The 17,663-nt window shown below is 68.2% G+C and carries 13 protein-coding genes; 4 read left to right on the forward strand and 9 right to left on the reverse strand.

Going from position 1 to position 17,663, the window contains the following annotated elements:
* Positions 1-65 precede the first annotated feature (65 nt).
* The 3 genes from F1193_RS09310 to F1193_RS09320 are packed head-to-tail and all read right to left on the reverse strand — an operon-like array spanning position 66 to position 3,451.
* Entirely contained in the window at positions 66-740 is a 675-nt protein-coding gene (locus tag F1193_RS09310) for a cupin domain-containing protein (RefSeq protein WP_150097403.1), read from the reverse strand.
* Positions 737-2,221 carry a Fe-S cluster assembly protein SufB gene (gene sufB / locus F1193_RS09315; protein WP_150097404.1) on the reverse strand — a complete coding sequence of 495 codons (1,485 nt, stop codon included), beginning with the start codon at positions 2,219-2,221 and terminating at the stop codon, positions 737-739. Before sufB ends, F1193_RS09310 begins: the two co-directional genes overlap by 4 nt.
* Positions 2,222-2,278: 57 nt before the next feature.
* Complete coding sequence (locus F1193_RS09320) at positions 2,279-3,451, reverse strand: cysteine desulfurase family protein (RefSeq protein WP_150097405.1); 1,173 nt, start codon at positions 3,449-3,451, stop codon at positions 2,279-2,281.
* Between the two features lie 231 nt (positions 3,452-3,682).
* On the opposite strand from F1193_RS09320, the gene F1193_RS09325 reads away from it, so the two are divergent.
* Positions 3,683-4,336, forward strand: a complete 654-nt coding sequence (locus F1193_RS09325; RefSeq protein WP_150097438.1) for an alpha/beta hydrolase — start codon at positions 3,683-3,685, stop codon at positions 4,334-4,336.
* A gap of 67 nt (positions 4,337-4,403) precedes the next feature.
* On the opposite strand, the gene F1193_RS09330 is transcribed toward F1193_RS09325, so the two are convergent.
* Entirely contained in the window at positions 4,404-5,561 is a 1,158-nt protein-coding gene (locus F1193_RS09330) for an anhydro-N-acetylmuramic acid kinase (RefSeq protein ID WP_150097406.1), read from the reverse strand.
* 66 nt (positions 5,562-5,627) lie between these two features.
* Here F1193_RS09330 and tyrS point away from each other — a divergent pair, with 66 nt between their 5' ends.
* The gene (gene tyrS / locus F1193_RS09335) at positions 5,628-6,881 is read left to right on the forward strand and encodes a tyrosine--tRNA ligase (RefSeq protein ID WP_150097439.1); all 1,254 of its coding nucleotides are present in this window, start codon (positions 5,628-5,630) and stop codon (positions 6,879-6,881) included.
* Positions 6,882-7,347: 466 nt separating this feature from the next.
* Here the strand turns inward: tyrS and recJ are convergent, their stop codons facing one another.
* The 5 genes from recJ to F1193_RS09360 form a co-directional block, all read right to left on the reverse strand.
* Positions 7,348-9,156: a single-stranded-DNA-specific exonuclease RecJ gene (gene recJ / locus F1193_RS09340; RefSeq protein WP_150097407.1), complete on the reverse strand. Its 1,809-nt coding sequence runs from the start codon at positions 9,154-9,156 to the stop codon at positions 7,348-7,350.
* A 157-nt stretch (positions 9,157-9,313) separates the two neighbouring features.
* On the reverse strand, positions 9,314-10,300 hold the full coding sequence (glpX, locus tag F1193_RS09345; RefSeq protein ID WP_246164249.1) for a class II fructose-bisphosphatase: 987 nt from the start codon (positions 10,298-10,300) through the stop codon (positions 9,314-9,316).
* 77 nt (positions 10,301-10,377) lie between these two features.
* Entirely contained in the window at positions 10,378-11,688 is a 1,311-nt protein-coding gene (locus F1193_RS09350; protein WP_150097409.1) for a homoserine dehydrogenase, read from the reverse strand.
* Positions 11,689-11,728: 40 nt separating this feature from the next.
* The gene (locus tag F1193_RS09355; protein ID WP_150097410.1) at positions 11,729-12,949 is read right to left on the reverse strand and encodes an LL-diaminopimelate aminotransferase; all 1,221 of its coding nucleotides are present in this window, start codon (positions 12,947-12,949) and stop codon (positions 11,729-11,731) included.
* A gap of 110 nt (positions 12,950-13,059) precedes the next feature.
* Positions 13,060-13,329 (reverse strand): hypothetical protein, encoded by a 270-nt coding sequence (locus F1193_RS09360; protein ID WP_150097411.1) that lies wholly within the window; start codon positions 13,327-13,329, stop codon positions 13,060-13,062.
* Between the two features lie 104 nt (positions 13,330-13,433).
* Between F1193_RS09360 and F1193_RS09365 the strand changes: the two genes are divergently transcribed.
* Positions 13,434-15,680, forward strand: coding sequence for a PHA/PHB synthase family protein (locus tag F1193_RS09365; protein WP_150097412.1), 2,247 nt, complete (start codon positions 13,434-13,436; stop codon positions 15,678-15,680).
* Between the two features lie 224 nt (positions 15,681-15,904).
* Positions 15,905-17,635, forward strand: a complete 1,731-nt coding sequence (ybaL, locus tag F1193_RS09370) for a YbaL family putative K(+) efflux transporter (protein WP_150097413.1) — start codon at positions 15,905-15,907, stop codon at positions 17,633-17,635.
* Positions 17,636-17,663 lie beyond the last annotated feature (28 nt).

The following is a 17,663-nucleotide window of genomic DNA, read 5'->3' on the forward strand; positions in this document are numbered from 1 at the left end:
TCTGAGATATTTTGCCGGCGTTCGAGGCAAAGTGACTTAGCGCGGGCTCGTCCCGGAAGTGCGGCCTATAGAGGCTTCCAATAGGCCTCGGCCAACAGACCTTGTTCCACTTTCATCAATCTCTCCGCCAAAGCATCGATGTTCTCGCCCGGTGCCTCGCGAAGAGGTTCGCCATTGATCCAGACCGTGCCGAACTGGTCGAAGGTGATCACCATCGTGCACGAACCCCTTAAGACCGGGTGAGAAACAGTCAGTATCCGCCCGTCGAATGTGTAGTCGGCAGCACGTCCCATGCTCGTTTCCTGCCGGCGTAGCAGGAACTGGTCGATGACGGCGCGAGCGTGATCCTGCCGTTTGCGGTTCAAAACGTGCCGCTGCGACTTGAAGGCGATGAACACCATCTGCTCGGTTCCGGTGTTCACGACCTCGAAATTCCGACCCATCGTTGATTCCGGTGCCAGGAGGAAGTCTCCGCCGCAGACCGGAAAAACCTCGTCCGCAGCGTGATACTCACCCGATCCTGCAACGACGAAGCCGAGTTCCTCCGCCCAATGCGTGACATCGAGAAGCGGCGCCCGGCCGCCGGGCGGAACGACCCGCACGGCACAGTCGATCGAGTACGGAAACTCGTGACCACGGAAAACCGCGAGCCCTATCCGTGTCCCGGAATGTCGTCCCGGCATGGGCACCAGGACGACATCCTTGAGGTTGCAGACGAGACTCGGCGCTTCGGCGCTCATCCGACGCTGCCCTCCAGCGAGATCGAGATCAGCTTCTGGGCCTCGACGGCGAATTCCATCGGCAGCTTCTGCAGCACGTCGCGCACGAAGCCGTTGACGACCAGCGCCACCGCCTCCTCCGGCGAAAGCCCGCGGCTCTGGCAATAGAACAGCATCTCCTCTGAGATCTTCGAGGTCGTGGCCTCGTGCTCGAACACGGCGCTGGAATTCTTGCTCTCGATATAGGGCACGGTGTGCGCGCCGCACTGGTTGCCGACGAGGAGCGAGTCGCAGTTGGTCCAGTTGCGCGCGCCGGTGGCCTTGCGGTGCGCCGAAACCAAGCCGCGATAGGTGTTCTGCGATTTGCCGGCGGAGATGCCCTTGGAGATGATCCGGCTCACGGTGTTCTTGCCGAGATGGATCATCTTGGTGCCGGAATCGATCTGCTGGTGGCCGTTGGAAATCGCGATCGAGTAGAACTCGCCCTTCGAGCCATCGCCGCGCAGGATGCAGCTTGGATATTTCCAGGTGATGGCCGAGCCGGTCTCGACCTGGGTCCAGGAGATCTTCGAGTTCTTGCCGCGGCAGTCGCCGCGCTTGGTGACGAAGTTGTAGATGCCGCCCTTGCCGTCCTTGTCGCCGGGATACCAGTTCTGGACGGTGGAGTACTTGATCTCGGCGTCGTCGAGCGCGATCAGCTCGACGACGGCGGCATGAAGCTGGTTCTCGTCGCGGCGCGGCGCGGTGCAGCCTTCGAGATAGCTCACATATGCGCCCTTGTCGGCGATGATCAGCGTACGCTCGAACTGGCCGGTGTTCTGCTCATTGATGCGGAAATAGGTCGACAGCTCCATCGGGCAGCGCACGCCCGGCGGCACGTAGACGAACGAGCCATCGGAGAACACCGCCGAATTCAGCGTGGCGTAGTAATTGTCGGTGACCGGCACCACGGTGCCGAGATACTGGCGCACCAGGTCGGGGTGTTCGCGGATCGCCTCCGAGATCGGGCAGAAGATGACGCCCGCCTTCTTCAGCTCGTCCTTGAAGGTGGTGGCCACCGACACCGAGTCGAACACCGCGTCCACAGCGACGCGCGAAGACGGATAGCTCGCGCCTTCGACGCCGGCCAGCAGCTCCTGCTCCCTCAAGGGAATGCCGAGCTTCTCGTAGGTCCTCAGGATTTCGGGATCGACCTCGGCCAGCGATTTCGGCGCCGCGTTCATCCGTGGCGCGGCGTAGTAGTAGAGATCCTGGAAGTCGATCTTCGGATAGGCGACCTTGGCCCAGGTCGGCTCAGTCATCGTCAGCCAGCGCCGGTAGGCGCCGAGCCGCCACTCGGTCATCCAGTCGGGCTCGCCCTTCTTGGCCGAGATGAAACGGACGATGTCCTCGTTCAGGCCCTTGGGGGCCTTGTCCATCTCGACATCGGTGGAGAAGCCCCACTTGTACTGGTCGACGTCGATGGCACGGACCGATTCAACGGTCTCCTGCACGGCCGGCATATCTTACTCCCTTCCTCGCGGTTTCAAGGACCGTGGGTCGGTCTGGAAGACTTCAGGTCAGGCAGCCTTCCCTCGCCTGTTAGCTAGTGCGCCCACCACGGTCTGCCAGACGCCGATCGCGCGATCGATATCCGCCTCCGTGGTGGCGGGGCCGATGGAAAAACGCAAGGTGGACCCGGCCAATTCCGGCCAGCCCATGGCCGCGACCACCGGCGATGCAGCCACCTTGCCAGATGAGCAGGCCGAGCCGGCGGAGATGGCGACGCCGTTCAGATCGAAGGCGATCACCGCCGTCTCGGCGGCCAGCCCCGCCAGCGCCAGCGCCAGCGTGTTGGGTAGGCGCGGTGCATCGCTGCCCAATTCGACGGCAGATGGCGCGATCCTGTGCAGGCCATCGGCGAGGCGGCGCCGCAGCCCAGCCATCCGCACGGCCGCCGCCGGCAGGCTGGCCACCGCCGCGGCCGCCGCCGCGCCGAAGCCGGCGATGGCCGGCACCGCCTCGGTGCCGGCGCGAACGCCGCGCTCCTGGCCGCCGCCGGCGATCAGCGGCGCCGCCAGATGGCGGATGCGCGATCCCAGCACCAGCGCGCCCGCCCCCTTGGGGCCGCCGGCCTTGTGGCTGGACAGCGTCACGAGGTCGGCATCGAGCGTTCGGACATCCAGCGGGATGCGGCCCAGCGCCTGCACCGCATCGACATGAACGAGCCCACCGGCCGCATGGACCGTGTCGGCGATGGCCGCGATCGGCTGGATGACGCCGGTCTCGTTGTTGGCCAGCATCACCGACACCAAGGGCCGGCTGACGCCCCGCGCGGCGAGGCGCTCCAGCGCGTCGGCGATGGCCGCGGCCTGGACCACGCCCGCCCGATCGACCGCGGCGGTCTCGACCGGCAACGCCCCGAACCGGTGGCCGCGCCGCACCGAGGGGTGCTCGATCGCGGAGACCACCAGCCCGTCGCGCGGCGCGGCGCCGTCCGCCGTCTCGATCGCCGGGGTGAGCGCCAGCGCATTGGCCTCGGTGGCGCCGGAGGTGAACACGATCTGCCGTGGGGCGGCGCCGATGGCGGCGGCGATCTCGGCACGGGCGCGCTCGACAATGACGCGGGCGTCGCGGCCTTCCGCATGGACGGACGACGGATTGCCGGCATCCAGGGCGGCCAGCACCGCCGCCCTTGCCGCTTCGTTCAGCGGCGCCGTGGCATTCCAGTCGAGATAGGCCCGGTCGGCCACGTTGGTTGTCGCTCCGTCGCTGGCGTGTTCGAAAAGCTTGAAATCGGAGTCCGATCTGCCCTACAGGAGTAGCAGGTCCCGTGCCACCTGTGCACGCCCTCCGGCGGCGCGCGGGTTGAGTTTAGAACTATTCTAAACAATAGGAATTCGGCCGGTCTGCGTCAAGAGGATGGGGCTCCGCCGGCCCGCACTGCCGGGCCTGAGCCGGCTTCCGTTCAAGGTTCCTTGCATATGCCTGAAGTGGTGTTCGCCGGTCCGGCCGGCCGTATCGAAGGCCGGTTTCACCCTGCCAAATCCCGCAGCGCGCCGATCGCCGTGGTTCTTCATCCTCACCCGCAATTTGGCGGGACGATGAACAATCCGGTGGTCTACCAGCTCTATTACCTGTTCGCCGAGCGGGGCATGAGCGTGCTGCGGTTCAATTTCCGCGGCGTCGGCCGCTCGCAGGGCTCGTTCGACCACGGCCAGGGCGAGCTTTCGGACGCGGCCTCCGCGCTCGACTGGGTGCAGTCGATCAATCCGGACGCGCGCACCTGCTGGATCGCCGGTGTGTCGTTCGGCTCGTGGATCGGCATGCAACTCCTGATGCGCCGGCCGGAGGTCGAGGGCTTCATCTCGATCGCCGCCATGGCCAATATCTACGACTTCTCCTTCCTCGCCCCCTGCCCGTCCTCGGGCCTGTTCGTCCATGGCGAGAAGGATTCGGTGACGCCGGTCACCGCGGTGCAGGGCCTCGTCGAGAAGCTCAAGACGCAGAAGGGCATCATCATCGAGCAGAAGGTGATTCCCGGCGCCAACCACTTCTTCGAGGGCAAGGTCGAGGAACTGATCGGCACGGTGGGCGACTATCTCGACCGGCGCATCGCCGCCAAGCGCGAGAAATAGGCGCCCGGCTCGGCGGAGCGAATTCTCCCGGCCGGACTCGCCGCGCCTGCGCGATCGACGTTGGCGTCTATGGCCTCACCACCACGCCGCCGGTCATCGGCTCCGGTACGCCGGTGGTCGAAGGATAGGACAGCGGCAGGCCGTCGAGCGCACGTACCGCGAGGAAGGCGAACGCCTGCGCCTCCAGATGGTCGCCCAGCCAGCCGACCCGCTCGGCCACCTCGACGCGCGCCGGCGCCAGTCGCTCGGCCAGCATGCGCATCAGGGTCGGGTTGCGGGCGCCGCCGCCGGCAATGATCCAGCATTTCGGCGGGCGCTTCAGGTGCGGCACGATGCGCGCCACCGCCGCCGCGGTGAAGGCGGTGAGCGTCGCCGCCCCGTCCTCGACGCTCGCCCGGTCGAGCCCGCCATGAACCTTGGCCGCCGCCTTGAAGGCGTTGCGGTCGAGCGACTTGGGCGGCGGCAGCGTGAAGAAGCGCATGCCGAGCAGCCGGCGCACCGCGTCCTCGTCCACCTTGCCGGCCGCCGCCAGCTCGCCGCCGGTGTCCATCGCCGCACCGGTGCGGCCGGCGACGAAATCGTCGATCAGCGCATTGCCGGGGCCGACGTCGCAGGCGATCGGATCGGCCTCGCCGTCGAGGACCGTGACATTGGCCACCCCGCCGATATTGAGCACCGCCAGCGGCTGCGGCCGGTGCAGCACCCCGGCCATGGCGCGGTGGAACACCGGCACGAAGGGCGCGCCCTGGCCGCCGGCACCGACATCGGCGGCGCGGAAATCATAAACCACCGGCACATTCAGCCGCCGCGCCAGCGCCTGCCCGTCGCCGATCTGCACCGTCAGCCGCACCTCGGGCCGGTGCAGCACGGTCTGACCATGAAAGCCGACCACGTCGACCGGCGGCGCGGCGAAAGCGCCGCCATCGAGCGGCATCCAGCTGCGGTTGGCCTCGCGCCATGCCTCCACCGCCTCGGCATTGGCGGCGGTGACGATGGCCTCGGCCTCGGCCAGCACGCCCGGCCGGGCGTTGCGGTCGGCGAGGATTTCCGCTTCGTCAAGCGCCGCCCGCAGCACGGCGCGCTCGGCCTCCGTAAACGGGCGATAGCCGGTCGGGCCGAACGCCAGGATGCGCTCGCCGTCAGTGGCAAGATAGGCAACGTCAACGCCATCGAGCGAGGTCCCGCTCATCAGGCCGAGCGCTCCGCGGACTTTCAAGGCCGGCATTTCCCGTTGAATCCCCCTCCGGGCCTGTTACACCCACCCGGTCCGCCGAACCACTGCTGAGCGATGATGACCACTTACTCCAGCGATTTCCTGCACGTCCTGTCGACCCGCGGCTACATCAACCAGATTTCCGACCCCTCCGGCCTCGATCAGGCGGCGCGGGACGGCCGGGTGGTGGCCTATGTCGGCTATGACTGCACCGGCCCCTCGCTGCATGTCGGGCACCTGCTCTCCATCATGATGCTGCACTGGCTGCAGCAGACCGGCCAGAAGCCGATCGCGCTGATGGGCGGCGGCACCACCCGCGTCGGCGACCCCTCCGGCAAGGACGAGGCGCGGCGCATCCTGACCTACGACCAGATCGAGGCCAACAAGGAGAGCCTCAAGACGGTGTTCTCCCGCTTCATCACCTTCGGGGCGGGCCGCAACGACGCGCTGATGATCGACAATGCCGAATGGCTGGCCTCGCTGAACTACATCGAGTTCCTGCGCGAGGTCGGCCGCCACTTCTCGATCAACCGCATGCTCACCTTCGATTCGGTGAAGATGCGGCTGGAGCGCGAGCAGGAGCTGTCGTTCCTCGAATTCAACTACTCCATCCTGCAGGCCTACGACTTCGTCGAGCTCTACAAGCGCACCGGCTGCATCCTGCAGATGGGCGGCTCCGACCAGTGGGGCAACATCGTCTCCGGCATCGATCTCGGCCGGCGCATGGGCACCTCCCAGCTCTATGCCCTCACCTGCCCGCTGATCACCACCGCCTCGGGCGCCAAGATGGGCAAGACCGCCGAAGGCGCGGTGTGGCTCAACGCCGACATGCGCGCGCCATACGAATACTGGCAGTTCTGGCGCAACACCGAGGACGCCGACGTGCCGCGCTTCCTCAAGCTGTTCACCACCTTGCCGCTGACCGAGGTCGGCCGGCTGGCGGAACTCAAGGACGCCGAGATCAACGAGGCGAAGAAGATTCTCGCCACCGAGGCCACCGCCCTGCTGCACGGCCGCGAGGCCGCAGACGCCGCCGCCGAAACCGCGCGCCGCACCTTCGAGGAAGGCGCGCTGGCCGAGACGCTGCCGACCGTCGAGATCGCCGGCGCCCGCCTCTCGGACGGCTTGGGCGTGCTGGCGGCGTTCGTCGAGGCCGGGCTCGTCGCCTCCAATGGCGAGGCGCGCCGTCAGGTCAAGGGCGGCGGGCTGAAGGTGAACGACGTGACGGTGGAGGACGAGCGCGCGATGCTGGGCGAGAAGGACCTCGCCGGCGGCGGCGTGATCAAGCTGTCGCTCGGCAGGAAGCGTCACGTGCTCTTGAAGCCGGTGTAATTGCCCCGCGTCGTCCCGGGCAAGCGGCGAAGCTGCGCGACCCGGGACCGTGCGCAGAAAAGACACCCCTTCCGGATGACGATCCCGGCTCTCGCTTCGCTCGGCCGGGATGACGAGGCCAGACTGTCGTCCCGGGCAAGCGGCGAAGCTGCGCGACCCGGGACCGTGCGCAGAAAAGACACCCCTTCCGGATGACGATCCCGGCTCTCGCTACGCTCGGCCGGGATGACGAGGCCAGACTGTCGTCCCGGGCAAGCGGCGAAGCTGCGCGACCCGGGACCGTGCGCAGAAAAGACACCCCTTCCGGATGACGATCCCGGCTCTCGCTTCGCTCGGCCGGGATGACGAGGCCAGACTGTCGTCCCGGGCAAGCGGCGAAGCTGCGCGACCCGGGACCGTGCGCAGAAAAGACACCCCTTCCGGATGACGATCCCGGCTCTCGCTTCGCTCGGCCGGGATGACGGGCTCACCGCACCGGCTCGGCCGCGTCGAGAATCCGCAATTGCACGCGCTCGCGGGCCTGCCAGCGGTCGAGCGTCAGCGTGCCGGCGACGTGCAGGCTCTGGCCGCGCGAGGCCAGCAGCAGCCGGCCGACCGGCTCGTTCGCCACCCGGAAGGCGACCGCGTCGAGCGTGGCGCCATCCGGCGCCCGCAGGCGGACGCGCAAATGGTCGGCGCCGAAGGTCTCGGCGTGGGCCACCGTGTGGGAGGGCAGTGCGAACACCGGCTCGGGATTGCCGGCGCCGAACGGGCCGCCGCGCTCGATCGACGCCACCAGTTCGGGCCCGGCGCCGCCAGCGGTGAGCGCGCCGTCGATGAGCAGCGCATCGCGCGCCCGCGCCGCCGCCACCTCCTCGGCAAGCCGCTCTTCGAGAAAGGCGCGCAGGGCGCCGAGTTGTTCGCGGGCGATGGTGAGCCCGGCCGCCATGGCGTGACCGCCGCCCTTCACCGCGATGCCGGCCTCGACCGCGCCCCGCACCGCCTTGCCGAGATCGACGCCCGAGATCGAGCGGCCCGAGCCGGTGCCCTGCCCGTTCATCCCCCAGGCGATGGCGATGGCCGGCCGGCCGAGCTTCTCCTTCAGCCGCGCCGCCACCAGCCCCATCACGCCAGGGTGCCAGCGCTCGGCGGCGACCACCGCCACCGGCGGCCCCTCCTTCAGCCCCATCGCCGCCAGCGCCTCGGCTTCGGCCTCGGCCACGGTCGCCTGCTCGATGGCCTGGCGCTCGGCGTTCAGCCGGTCGAGCTCAGCGGCGATGCGCCGCGCCTCGATGTCGTCGGCGGTGGCGAGCAGCCGGGCGCCGAGCCCGGCATCGCCGATGCGCCCGCCGGCATTGATGCGCGGGCCGAGCAGGAAGCCGAGGTGCCAGGGCTTGGGCGGCCCCTCCAGCCGGGCGACATCCATCAGCGCAACGAGCCCCGGCCGGCTGCGCCGCCGCATGGCGAGAAGCCCCTTGGCGACATAGGCGCGGTTGAGGCCCTTGAGCGGCACCACGTCGGCCACCGTGCCGAGCGCGACGAGGTCGACGAGGTCGATCAGGTCCGGCTCCGGCCGCGCCGTGGTCCAGAAGCCGCTTTGCCGCAGCGCCCGCGCGGTGGCGATCGCGGTCAGGAACACCAGCCCGACCGCGGCGAGGTAGCCGAGGCCGGAGAGATCGTCGTCGCGGTTGGGATTGACGATGGCCGCTGCCGGCGGCAGCGCGCCAGCCACCTGATGGTGGTCGATCACCACCACGTCGAGGCCGAGCCGCCGCGCCTCCGCCAGCGGCTCGAAGCTGGTGGTGCCGCAATCGACGGTGACGAGCAGCGTCACGCCGCGCTCGGCGAGGCGGCGGATCGCCTCGGCATTGGGCCCGTAGCCCTCGAACAGCCGGTCCGGAATGTGGACGATCGGGTCGAGCCCGGCGGAGCGCAGCACCAGCGTCAGCAGCGCGGCGCTTGCCGCACCGTCGACGTCGTAGTCGCCGAACACCGCCACCGTCTCGCCGCGCCGGCATGCCGCGGCGATGCGCGCCGCCGCCGCCGCCATGTCGGTGACGGTGTCGGGGTCGGGCATCAGGTTGCGGATCGATGAGTCGAGGTGGTCCTCCACCTCGTCGAGGCCGACGCCGCGCCCGGCCAGCACGCGGGCCAGCAGATCGGGCAGGCCATGGCGCTGGGCGATGGCCAGCGCCGCCGCCTCGCCGGTGGCGTTCAGCCGCGCCTGCCACGGCCGTCCGGCGGCCGAGCAGGTGACGTTGAGAAAGGCACGGCGGGACGATGGCAGCTCAGTCATTCCGTATCGCTGGCGCGCCGCCGTTCATCCTGTCGTCCCGGGCGAGCAAAGCGAGCCAGGATCGCGTGCAGAAGCAGAAAGAGCCGCTTCCTGCGGACGGTCCCGGCTCGCGCGGCTGCCGCCGCTTGGCCGGGACGACGCCAACCGAAGTTGCCGCTCAATCCAGATGGAACTTATCGAGCTGGCGGTGCTCGGCATAGATGAAGCGGGTGGTGCCGGTGGCGGAGCGATAGACCACCGTCTCGGTCTCGATCAGATTGCCGCGGAACTTGACGCCGCGCAGCACCGGGCCGTCGGTGACGCCGGTGGCCGCCACCAGGCAGTCGCCGCGGACCATCTCGTGGGCTTCGTACTTCTTGTGCGGGTCGGTGACGCCCATGCGCTCGGCGCGCTCGCGCTTGGCCTCGGAGTCGAGCACCAGCCGGCCCTGCATCTGGCCGCCGATGCAGCGCAGCGCGGCGGCGGCGATGACGCCCTCGGGCGCGGCGCCGGTGCCGATATAGAGATCGACGCCGGAATCCGGCTTGGCCGTCGCCACCACGCCGGCGACGTCGCCGTCCGAGATCAGATGGACCGACACGCCGGTGCGGCGCAGGGTGTTGATCAGCTCGGCGTGGCGCGGCCGGTCGAGCACCAGCGCGGTCAATTCGCCGGGCTGCACGCCCTTGGCCTTGGCCAGGGAGTAGACGTTCTCCTCCGGCGACAGGTCGAGATCGACCGTGCCGATCGGATAGCCCGGGCCGATGGCGATCTTGTCCATATAGACGTCGGGCGCGGCGAGCAGGGTGCCGTCCTCGGCCATGGCGATCACCGCGATGGCGCCGGGCATGTTCTTGGCGCACATCGTGGTGCCTTCCAGCGGGTCGACGGCGATGTCGACCTTCGGGCCGTGGCCGATGCCCACGGTTTCACCGATGAACAGCATCGGCGCCTCGTCGCGCTCGCCCTCGCCGATGCGCACGGTGCCGCGGATCGACAGGCGGTTGAGTTCGCGGCGCATGGCGTCCACCGCCGCCTGGTCGGCCGCCTTCTCATTGCCGCGGCCACGCCAGCGGGCCGCCGACACGGCGGCGCGCTCGGTGACGCGGACCAATTCGAGGGTCAGGATGCGTTCGAGAACCGGGCTGGGCTTCACGAGCGTCACCGGTCCGGCACTCGCACTCACACTCGCCGCACTCGCAGTCGCAGTCGTAGGCATGGCGCTGAACCCCTCGCTTTGCGTCAATTCTGCTCGATCCGAATGACTTGGGGCGGACCGACGATGACGCCGTCCCGCTCGATGGCAGCGAGGGCACGGCGCACCGCGTCCTCGCTGGTGGCATAGGTGATCAGGACCACCGGAGCCGGCGCGTCGGCGGAGGCCGGTACCTCCCCGCGCGATCCGCGCCGCCGCTGCACGATGGACTCCAGAGAAATGAGCTCGTCCGCCATGCGGCGGGCGATGGTCGCCGCGGTGCCGGGCTTGTCAATGGCGGCGAGCCTTATGTAGTAGCCGCCGGCATGGTGCTGCATCGGCGCACGCCGCGGGCGCACCAAGCGATCGACCGAGCGGCCGAACGGGGCGATGCGGTCGCCGCGGGCGATGTCGCACAGGTCCGACACCACCGCCGAGGCGGTGGCCGGCCCGCCGGCCCCCGGCCCGATCAGCGTCAGCGACACCGCGTCGCCGTCGATCTTGACGGCGTTGGTGACGCCGCCGACCTGGGCCAGCGGCGAATCCTTCGGTACCATTGTGGGGTGGACGCGCTGCTCGATGCCGGAGTCGGCGCGCACCGCCACGCCAAGCAGCTTGACGCGATAGCCGAGCTCGTCGGCCATCTCCAGATCGGCCAGCGAGATCGAGCGGATACCCTCGACATAGACCGCGTCGCAGTCGATCTCGGTGCCGAAGGCGAGCGAGGTGAGAATGGCCAGCTTGTGGGCGGTGTCGAAGCCGTCGACGTCGAAGGCCGGGTTGGCCTCGGCATAGCCCAGGCGCTGGGCCTCCTTGAGGCAGTCCTCGAACGACAGCTTCTCGTCCAGCATCCGGGTGAGGATGTAGTTGCAGGTGCCGTTGAGGATGCCCCACACGCGGTCGATGCGGTTGGCGACCAGCCCCTCGCGCAGCGTCTTGATCACCGGGATGCCGCCGGCGACCGCCGCCTCGAAATTGAAGGCGACGTTGCGGTCCTCGGCGGCGCGCGCCAGCGCCGCACCGTGACGGGCGATCAGCGCCTTGTTGGCGGTGACCACGTGCTTGCCGGCCTTGAGCGCGGTCTCGACCGTGGTCTTGGCCGGGTCGCCTTCCCCGCCCATCAACTCGACCAGCACGTCGATCTCGGGATCGGCGGCGAGCGCGAACGGGTGGTCCACCCAGCGCACCGTGGCCAGGTCCAGGTTCTTGTCCCGGACCTCCTTGGCACAGACGGCGACCAGCTCGACCGGGCGGCCGGCTTTGGCGGCAAGCTTGGCCGCCTTGTCCTGCAGAATACGAACGACGGACGACCCCACCGTGCCAAGCCCGGCGAGGCCAACCTTGAGAGAACCAGCCATGGAAACGTCCGAATGGAAACGTCCGAAACGATGCGGCCTATCAGGCGCGGGCGGCCAGGGGCACCACGTTGTGCAACGTCTTGTCTGCAGTTTCAAGGAAACGTCGCACGTTTCGCGCGGCTTGGCGAATGCGCTGCTCATTTTCGACCATGGCGATGCGCACATAGCCGTCGCCATGCTCGCCAAAGCCGAGGCCGGGCGCCACCGCCACCTCCGCCTTCTCGATCAGAAGTTTCGAGAACTCGATCGAGCCAAGGCTGCGGAACCGATCCGGGATCGGCACCCAGGCGAACATTGAGGCCGAGGGCGCCGGAATCTCCCACCCCGCCCGGGCAAAGCTGTCGACCAGCGCCTCGCGGCGCTTCTTGTAGGTGTCGCGCATCTCGCGGATACAGTCCTCCGGGCCGTTCAGCGCGGCGGTGGCCGCCACCTGCACCGGCGTGAAGGCGCCATAGTCGAGATAGGATTTCACCCGCCCCAGCGCGCCGATCAGCCGCTCATTGCCGACCGCGAAGCCGATGCGCCAGCCGGCCATCGAGAAGGTCTTGGACATCGAGGTGAACTCGACGGTGACATCCACGGCGCCCGGCACCTGCAGCACCGAGGGTGGCGGATTGTCGTCGAAATAAACCTCGGCATAAGCGAGGTCCGACAGCACGAAGATGTCGTGCTTCTTCGCAAACGCAACGAGATCCTTGTAGAAATCGAGGCTTGCGACGTGCGCCGTCGGGTTTGACGGGTAGCAGACCACCACCGCGATCGGCTTGGGGATCGAATGGACGATGGCGCGCTCCAGCGCGCCGAAGAAGTCCGGCGTCGGCTCGCAGGGCACCGAGCGGATGACGCCGCCGGCCATCAGGAAGCCGAAGGCGTGGATGGGGTAGCTCGGATTGGGCACCAGCACCACGTCGCCCGGCGCGGTGATGGCCTGCGCCATGTTGGCGAAGCCTTCCTTGGAGCCCAGCGTGGCGACGACCTGGCGGTCGGGATCGAGCTTCACGCCGAAGCGGCGCCCATAATAGGCGGCCTGCGCCCGGCGCAGACCGGCAATGCCCTTGGAGGCGGAGTAGCGGTCGGTGCGCGGCTTGCCGACCGTCTCCTTCAGCTTCTCGACCACGTGGGCCGGGGCCGGCAGATCGGGATTGCCCATGCCGAGGTCGATGATGTCGACGCCCGCATTGCGAGCCGCCGCCTTCACGCGGTTCACCTGCTCGAAGACGTAGGGCGGCAGACGGCGAATGCGGTAAAACTCTTCAGTCACGGTATTGCTCGACGGGTTGAATCGACCGGATGCGGTGAATTCGGCTTATTACCATCGATCGCGACCGAATTCAGGCGAAAAGCCGCGTGACCGTCATTGTTCCGTATCGATCACTGGTCCGCTTCGAGCGAGCGCTCGACCCCCTTGCGACGCGATGCCGCCAGCGCCTTCAACTCGGCCTCGGCGCGCGCCTGCTCCTCGGCGGTCAGCGGCGGCTGCGGCCGGTTCGGCGGCACCTCGCCGACATTGGGATAGGCCGGCTGCGGCGTCGTCTCGTCCGGCACGTCGTGGAACAGGCCGGAGGTGGCGCAACCGCCGAGCGCCAGCCCGGTTATGGCCAAAGCGGCAAGCGAAAGACGGCGGTCCATTCTAATCGGCACGATTGTGTCCCCGATCCTCTCGGCGGCAAAGCCCTGGCCGGTTATCATGGCGGAAGCGAGACGACGGCCGAGACCTCAACTACGGCCGGCACAAGGGAACGACCATGGACGAAACCACCAAGATCGACCCGGTCCGGTCTGGCGACGTGCCGCTGACGCCGATCGAGACGAGCACCGCGCCACCGGACGGAAAGAGGAACGGCGCCACGCCGCCGGCCCCGGCGAAGACCAGCCGGCCGGCTTCCACCAAGGCCAAATCCGCCCCCGCCAAGGCGGCGCCGAAGGCGACGGAAACGGCGAAGACGAAGGCCAACACACCGGCCAAGGCGCCTGCCAAGGAGCCGGCCAAAAAGCCGGCACCGGCGAAGGCCAAGGCCAAGGAACCGGCAAAGGAACCGGTCAAGGAATCAGCCAGGCCGTCCAAACCTGCACCCGTCGCGTCTCTCACCGCCAAGCTGGCGCGACTCAAGCCCGCGCAAGCCGAGGCCGCCCCGGTCAAGGCCGAGCCCCCGAAGCCGGCCCCGGCGAAGACCGAGGCCGCCAAGCCGGCGGCGGCGCCCGAGGTCAGCGACGGGCGGGTCGCCGGATTGGACCCAGAGGAACTCGCCCGCAATCTCGGCCGGCTGGTCGAGGAGAGCGGCCACGTCATGGCGTCCTACCTGAAGCCGCGCGAGCAGGGTCAGGTCACCGCCGAGATGTCGGAAGAGCTGGCCGACATGATCAAGACGCTCGGCCATCTCGCCGAATACTGGCTGGCCGACCCGCAGCGCACGGTCGAGGCGCAGTCGCGGCTGGTCACCGGCTATATGGACTTGTGGGCGTCGTCGCTGAAGCGGCTGGCCGGCGAGCCGGCCGAACCGGCGGTCACGCCCGATCCGAAGGATCAGCGCTTCCGGGATCCGGAATGGTCCTCGAACCAGTTCTTCGACTTCCTCAAGCAGGCCTATCTGATCACGACCGACTGGGCCGAGGCCCTGGTCAAGGACGCCAAGGACATCGACGACCGCACGCGCCAGAAGGCCGACTTCTACATGCGCCAGGTCACCGCGGCGATCTCACCCTCCAACTTCGTGCTGACCAATCCCGAAGTGCTGCGCGAGACGCTGGCCTCCAACGGCGAGAACCTGGTGCGCGGCATGAAGATGCTGGCCGAGGACATCGAAGCCGGCCGCGGCTCGCTGAAAATCCGCCAGTCCGACGCCTCTCGCTTCGAGGTGGGCAAGAACCTCGCCATCACCCCGGGCAAGGTGATCTTCCAGAACGAGCTGATGCAGCTCATCCAATACTCGCCGGTCACCGAGACGGTGCTGAAGACACCGATCATGATCGTGCCGCCGTGGATCAACAAATACTACGTGCTCGACCTCAACCCGGAGAAATCCTTCATCCGCTGGTGCGTCGAGAACGGGCTCACGGTGTTCACGATCTCCTGGGTCAATCCGGACGCCCGGCTCGCCCAGAAGGGGTTCGACGACTATGTGACCGCGGGGCCGCTGACCGCGCTCGACATCATCGGCGAGGTGACCGGCCAGGATGGGGTGCACGCCATCGGTTATTGCGTCGGCGGAACGCTGCTGTCGGTCACGCTCGCCCACATGGCGCATCTCGGCGACCCGCGGATCAAGAGTGCGACGCTGTTCACCACCCAGGTCGACTTCACCCATGCCGGCGACCTGAAGATCTTCGTCGACGAGGATCAGATTGCCTCCATCGAACGCAAGATGGCTGAGCAAGGCTACCTGTCCGGCAACAAGATGGCCATGGCGTTCAACCTGTTGCGGTCGAACGATCTGATCTGGCCCTACGTCGTCAACAATTATCTCAAGGGCAAGGCGCCCTTCCCGTTCGACCTGCTGTACTGGAATTCCGATTCCACCCGCATGCCGGCCGCCAACCACTCCTTCTATTTGCGTAACTGTTACCTGAACAACACGCTGACCAAGGGCAAGATGGTGCTGTTCGGGCACACGCTGAACCTGAAGGACGTCACCGTCCCGATCTTCAACCTCGCCACCCGCGAGGACCACATCGCGCCGGCGCGCTCGGCGTTCCTGGGATCGCGCTATTTCGGCGGCAAGGTCGATTTCGTGCTGGCCGGGTCGGGCCACATCGCCGGCGTGGTCAATCCGCCTGCCAAGCAGAAGTACCAGTTCTGGACCGGCCCCAAGCCAGCCGGCACCTACGACACTTGGCTGAAGAACGCCACCGAGCACCCCGGTTCGTGGTGGCCGTACTGGCTGGAGTGGATCAAGAAGAAGGGCAGCGCCACCGTGCCGGCCCGCATCCCCGGCAGCGGCAAATACCCGCCGATCGAGGATGCACCGGGCGCCTATGTGAAGATGAAGGATTGAGGGGGGCGCTGGGTGGCGGGGCCGGAGTCGCTGCGATGACCGGAGACGCGTCCGTCCGGCTCGACCGGATCGACAGACGCGCGAATAGCACCGCCACCGCATCGGCGGCGGCCGTTTCAGGCTTGTCCTGACCTAACGCTACGGGCGATATGGCCGAGCACACGTCGCCGGCCGGAGCCGGCGCGGGATACACGCCGCAGCATCCGCCGCAAGACAGGACGAGGATGATCCACGACACGCCGCTGATCGCCACCATCGTCGCCGGCCTCGGGCTGGCCTTCGTGTTCGGTGCCGTCGCGCAGAGGTTCAAGGTGCCGCCGCTCGTCGGCTACCTGCTCGCCGGCGTCGCGGCCGGGCCGTTCACGCCGGGCTATGTCGCCGACCAGAAGCTGGCGACGGAACTGGCCGAGATCGGCGTCATCCTCCTGATGTTCGGCGTCGGCCTGCATTTCTCGCTGAGGGATCTTCTGTCGGTGCGCGCCATCGCGCTGCCCGGCGCCATCGTGCAGATCGCGGTCGCGACGCTGTTCGGGCTCGGGCTCGCCGTCGGCATGGGCTGGACGGTGGGCGGCGGGCTGGTGTTCGGGCTCGCGCTTTCGGTTGCCTCTACGGTGGTGCTGCTGCGGGCCATCCAGGAGCGCCACCTGATGGAGACCGAGCGCGGGCGCATCGCGGTCGGCTGGCTGATCGTCGAGGATCTGGCGATGGTTCTGGCGCTGGTGCTGCTGCCGGCCATCGCGCCGCTGCTCGGCGGCAGCACGGAGCAGCTCGGCACCGATCCGCTCGCCGCGCACTTCGGTCTCGGGCTGTCCGGCGTGCTGGCGCTCACGCTGGTCAAGGTGGGCCTGTTCGTCGGCGTCATGCTGGTGGTGGGGCGGCGCGTCATCCCCTGGCTGCTGCACTACATCGCCCACACCGGCTCGCGCGAGCTGTTCCGGCTGGCGGTGCTGGCGATGGCGCTGTGCGTGGCGTTCGGCGCGGCCAAGCTGTTCGGGGTGTCGCTGGCGCTGGGGGCGTTCTTCGCCGGCATGATCCTGAGCGAATCGCCGCTCAGCCAGCGCGCCGCGCAGGAGACGCTGCCGCTGCGCGATGCCTTCGCGGTGCTGTTCTTCGTGTCGGTCGGCATGCTGTTCGATCCGACCAGCATCATTCGCGAGCCCTGGCCGATGCTGGCAACGCTGCTGATCATCATCGTCGGCAAGTCGGCGGCCGCCTTTGTCATCGTGCGCGCCTTCGGCCACCCCACCGCCACCGCCCTGACCATCTCCGCCAGCCTCGCCCAGATCGGCGAATTCTCGTTCATCCTCGCCGAACTCGGGGTCAAGCTGAAGCTGCTGCCGGCCCAGGGGCTGGACCTGATCCTGGGCGGCGCCATCCTGTCCATCCTGCTCAACCCGCTGATCTTCGCCATCGTCGACCGGCTCAACCAGCGCCTCGCCGGGCGCGAGGACAAGGCGGCACCGGGCGAGCCGGCCGCGCCGGCCAAGCCGCGCAGCGACGCCACCACGCTCACCGGCCACACCATCCTCGTCGGCTATGGCCGGGTCGGCCGGCTGATCGGCACGGCGCTGGCGCAGGAGCGCCAGCCGTTCCTGGTGATCGAGGCGTCGGACGACCTGATCGCCAAGCTGCAGCAGGCGAACATCGACACCATCGCCGGCAACGCTGCCCAGCCCGAGGTGCTGAAGGCGGCGAACTTCGATCAGGCGAAATTCGTGATCATCGCCATCCCGGAAGCGTTCGAGGCCGGCCAGGTGATCCGCCAGGCACGCGCCGCCAATCCGCAAGTGCAGATCATCGCCCGCGCCCACCGCGACGAGGAGGTCGAGCACCTGATCGGGCTCGGCGCCGACGTGGTGATCATGGGCGAGCGGGAGATCGCCCGCGGCATGATCGACACCTTCACCGCCCGTCAACAGCAGCCTTCCGCGCCGGCCGATCAGCCGGTGGGGTGACGATACGGTTTCCGGGTGACCGGCTCAG

Origin of the sequence: Blastochloris sulfoviridis (assembly GCF_008630065.1) — a bacterium.
Lineage (GTDB): Bacteria > Pseudomonadota > Alphaproteobacteria > Rhizobiales > Xanthobacteraceae > Blastochloris > Blastochloris sulfoviridis.

Bases quoted from the DNA above. Each gene is read 5' to 3' on its own strand.
- F1193_RS09325 (WP_150097438.1), top strand. From the start codon at position 3,683: ATGCCTGAAGTGGTGTTCGCCGGTCCGGCCGGCCGTATCGAAGGCCGG.
- F1193_RS09330 (WP_150097406.1), bottom strand. From the start codon at position 5,561: ATGCCGGCCTTGAAAGTCCGCGGAGCGCTCGGCCTGATGAGCGGGACC.
- F1193_RS09350 (WP_150097409.1), bottom strand. From the start codon at position 11,688: ATGGCTGGTTCTCTCAAGGTTGGCCTCGCCGGGCTTGGCACGGTGGGG.
- F1193_RS09310 (WP_150097403.1), bottom strand. From the start codon at position 740: ATGAGCGCCGAAGCGCCGAGTCTCGTCTGCAACCTCAAGGATGTCGTC.
- tyrS (WP_150097439.1), top strand. From the start codon at position 5,628: ATGACCACTTACTCCAGCGATTTCCTGCACGTCCTGTCGACCCGCGGC.
- ybaL (WP_150097413.1), top strand. From the start codon at position 15,905: ATGATCCACGACACGCCGCTGATCGCCACCATCGTCGCCGGCCTCGGG.
- recJ (WP_150097407.1), bottom strand. From the start codon at position 9,156: ATGACTGAGCTGCCATCGTCCCGCCGTGCCTTTCTCAACGTCACCTGC.
- sufB (WP_150097404.1), bottom strand. From the start codon at position 2,221: ATGCCGGCCGTGCAGGAGACCGTTGAATCGGTCCGTGCCATCGACGTC.
- F1193_RS09365 (WP_150097412.1), top strand. From the start codon at position 13,434: ATGGACGAAACCACCAAGATCGACCCGGTCCGGTCTGGCGACGTGCCG.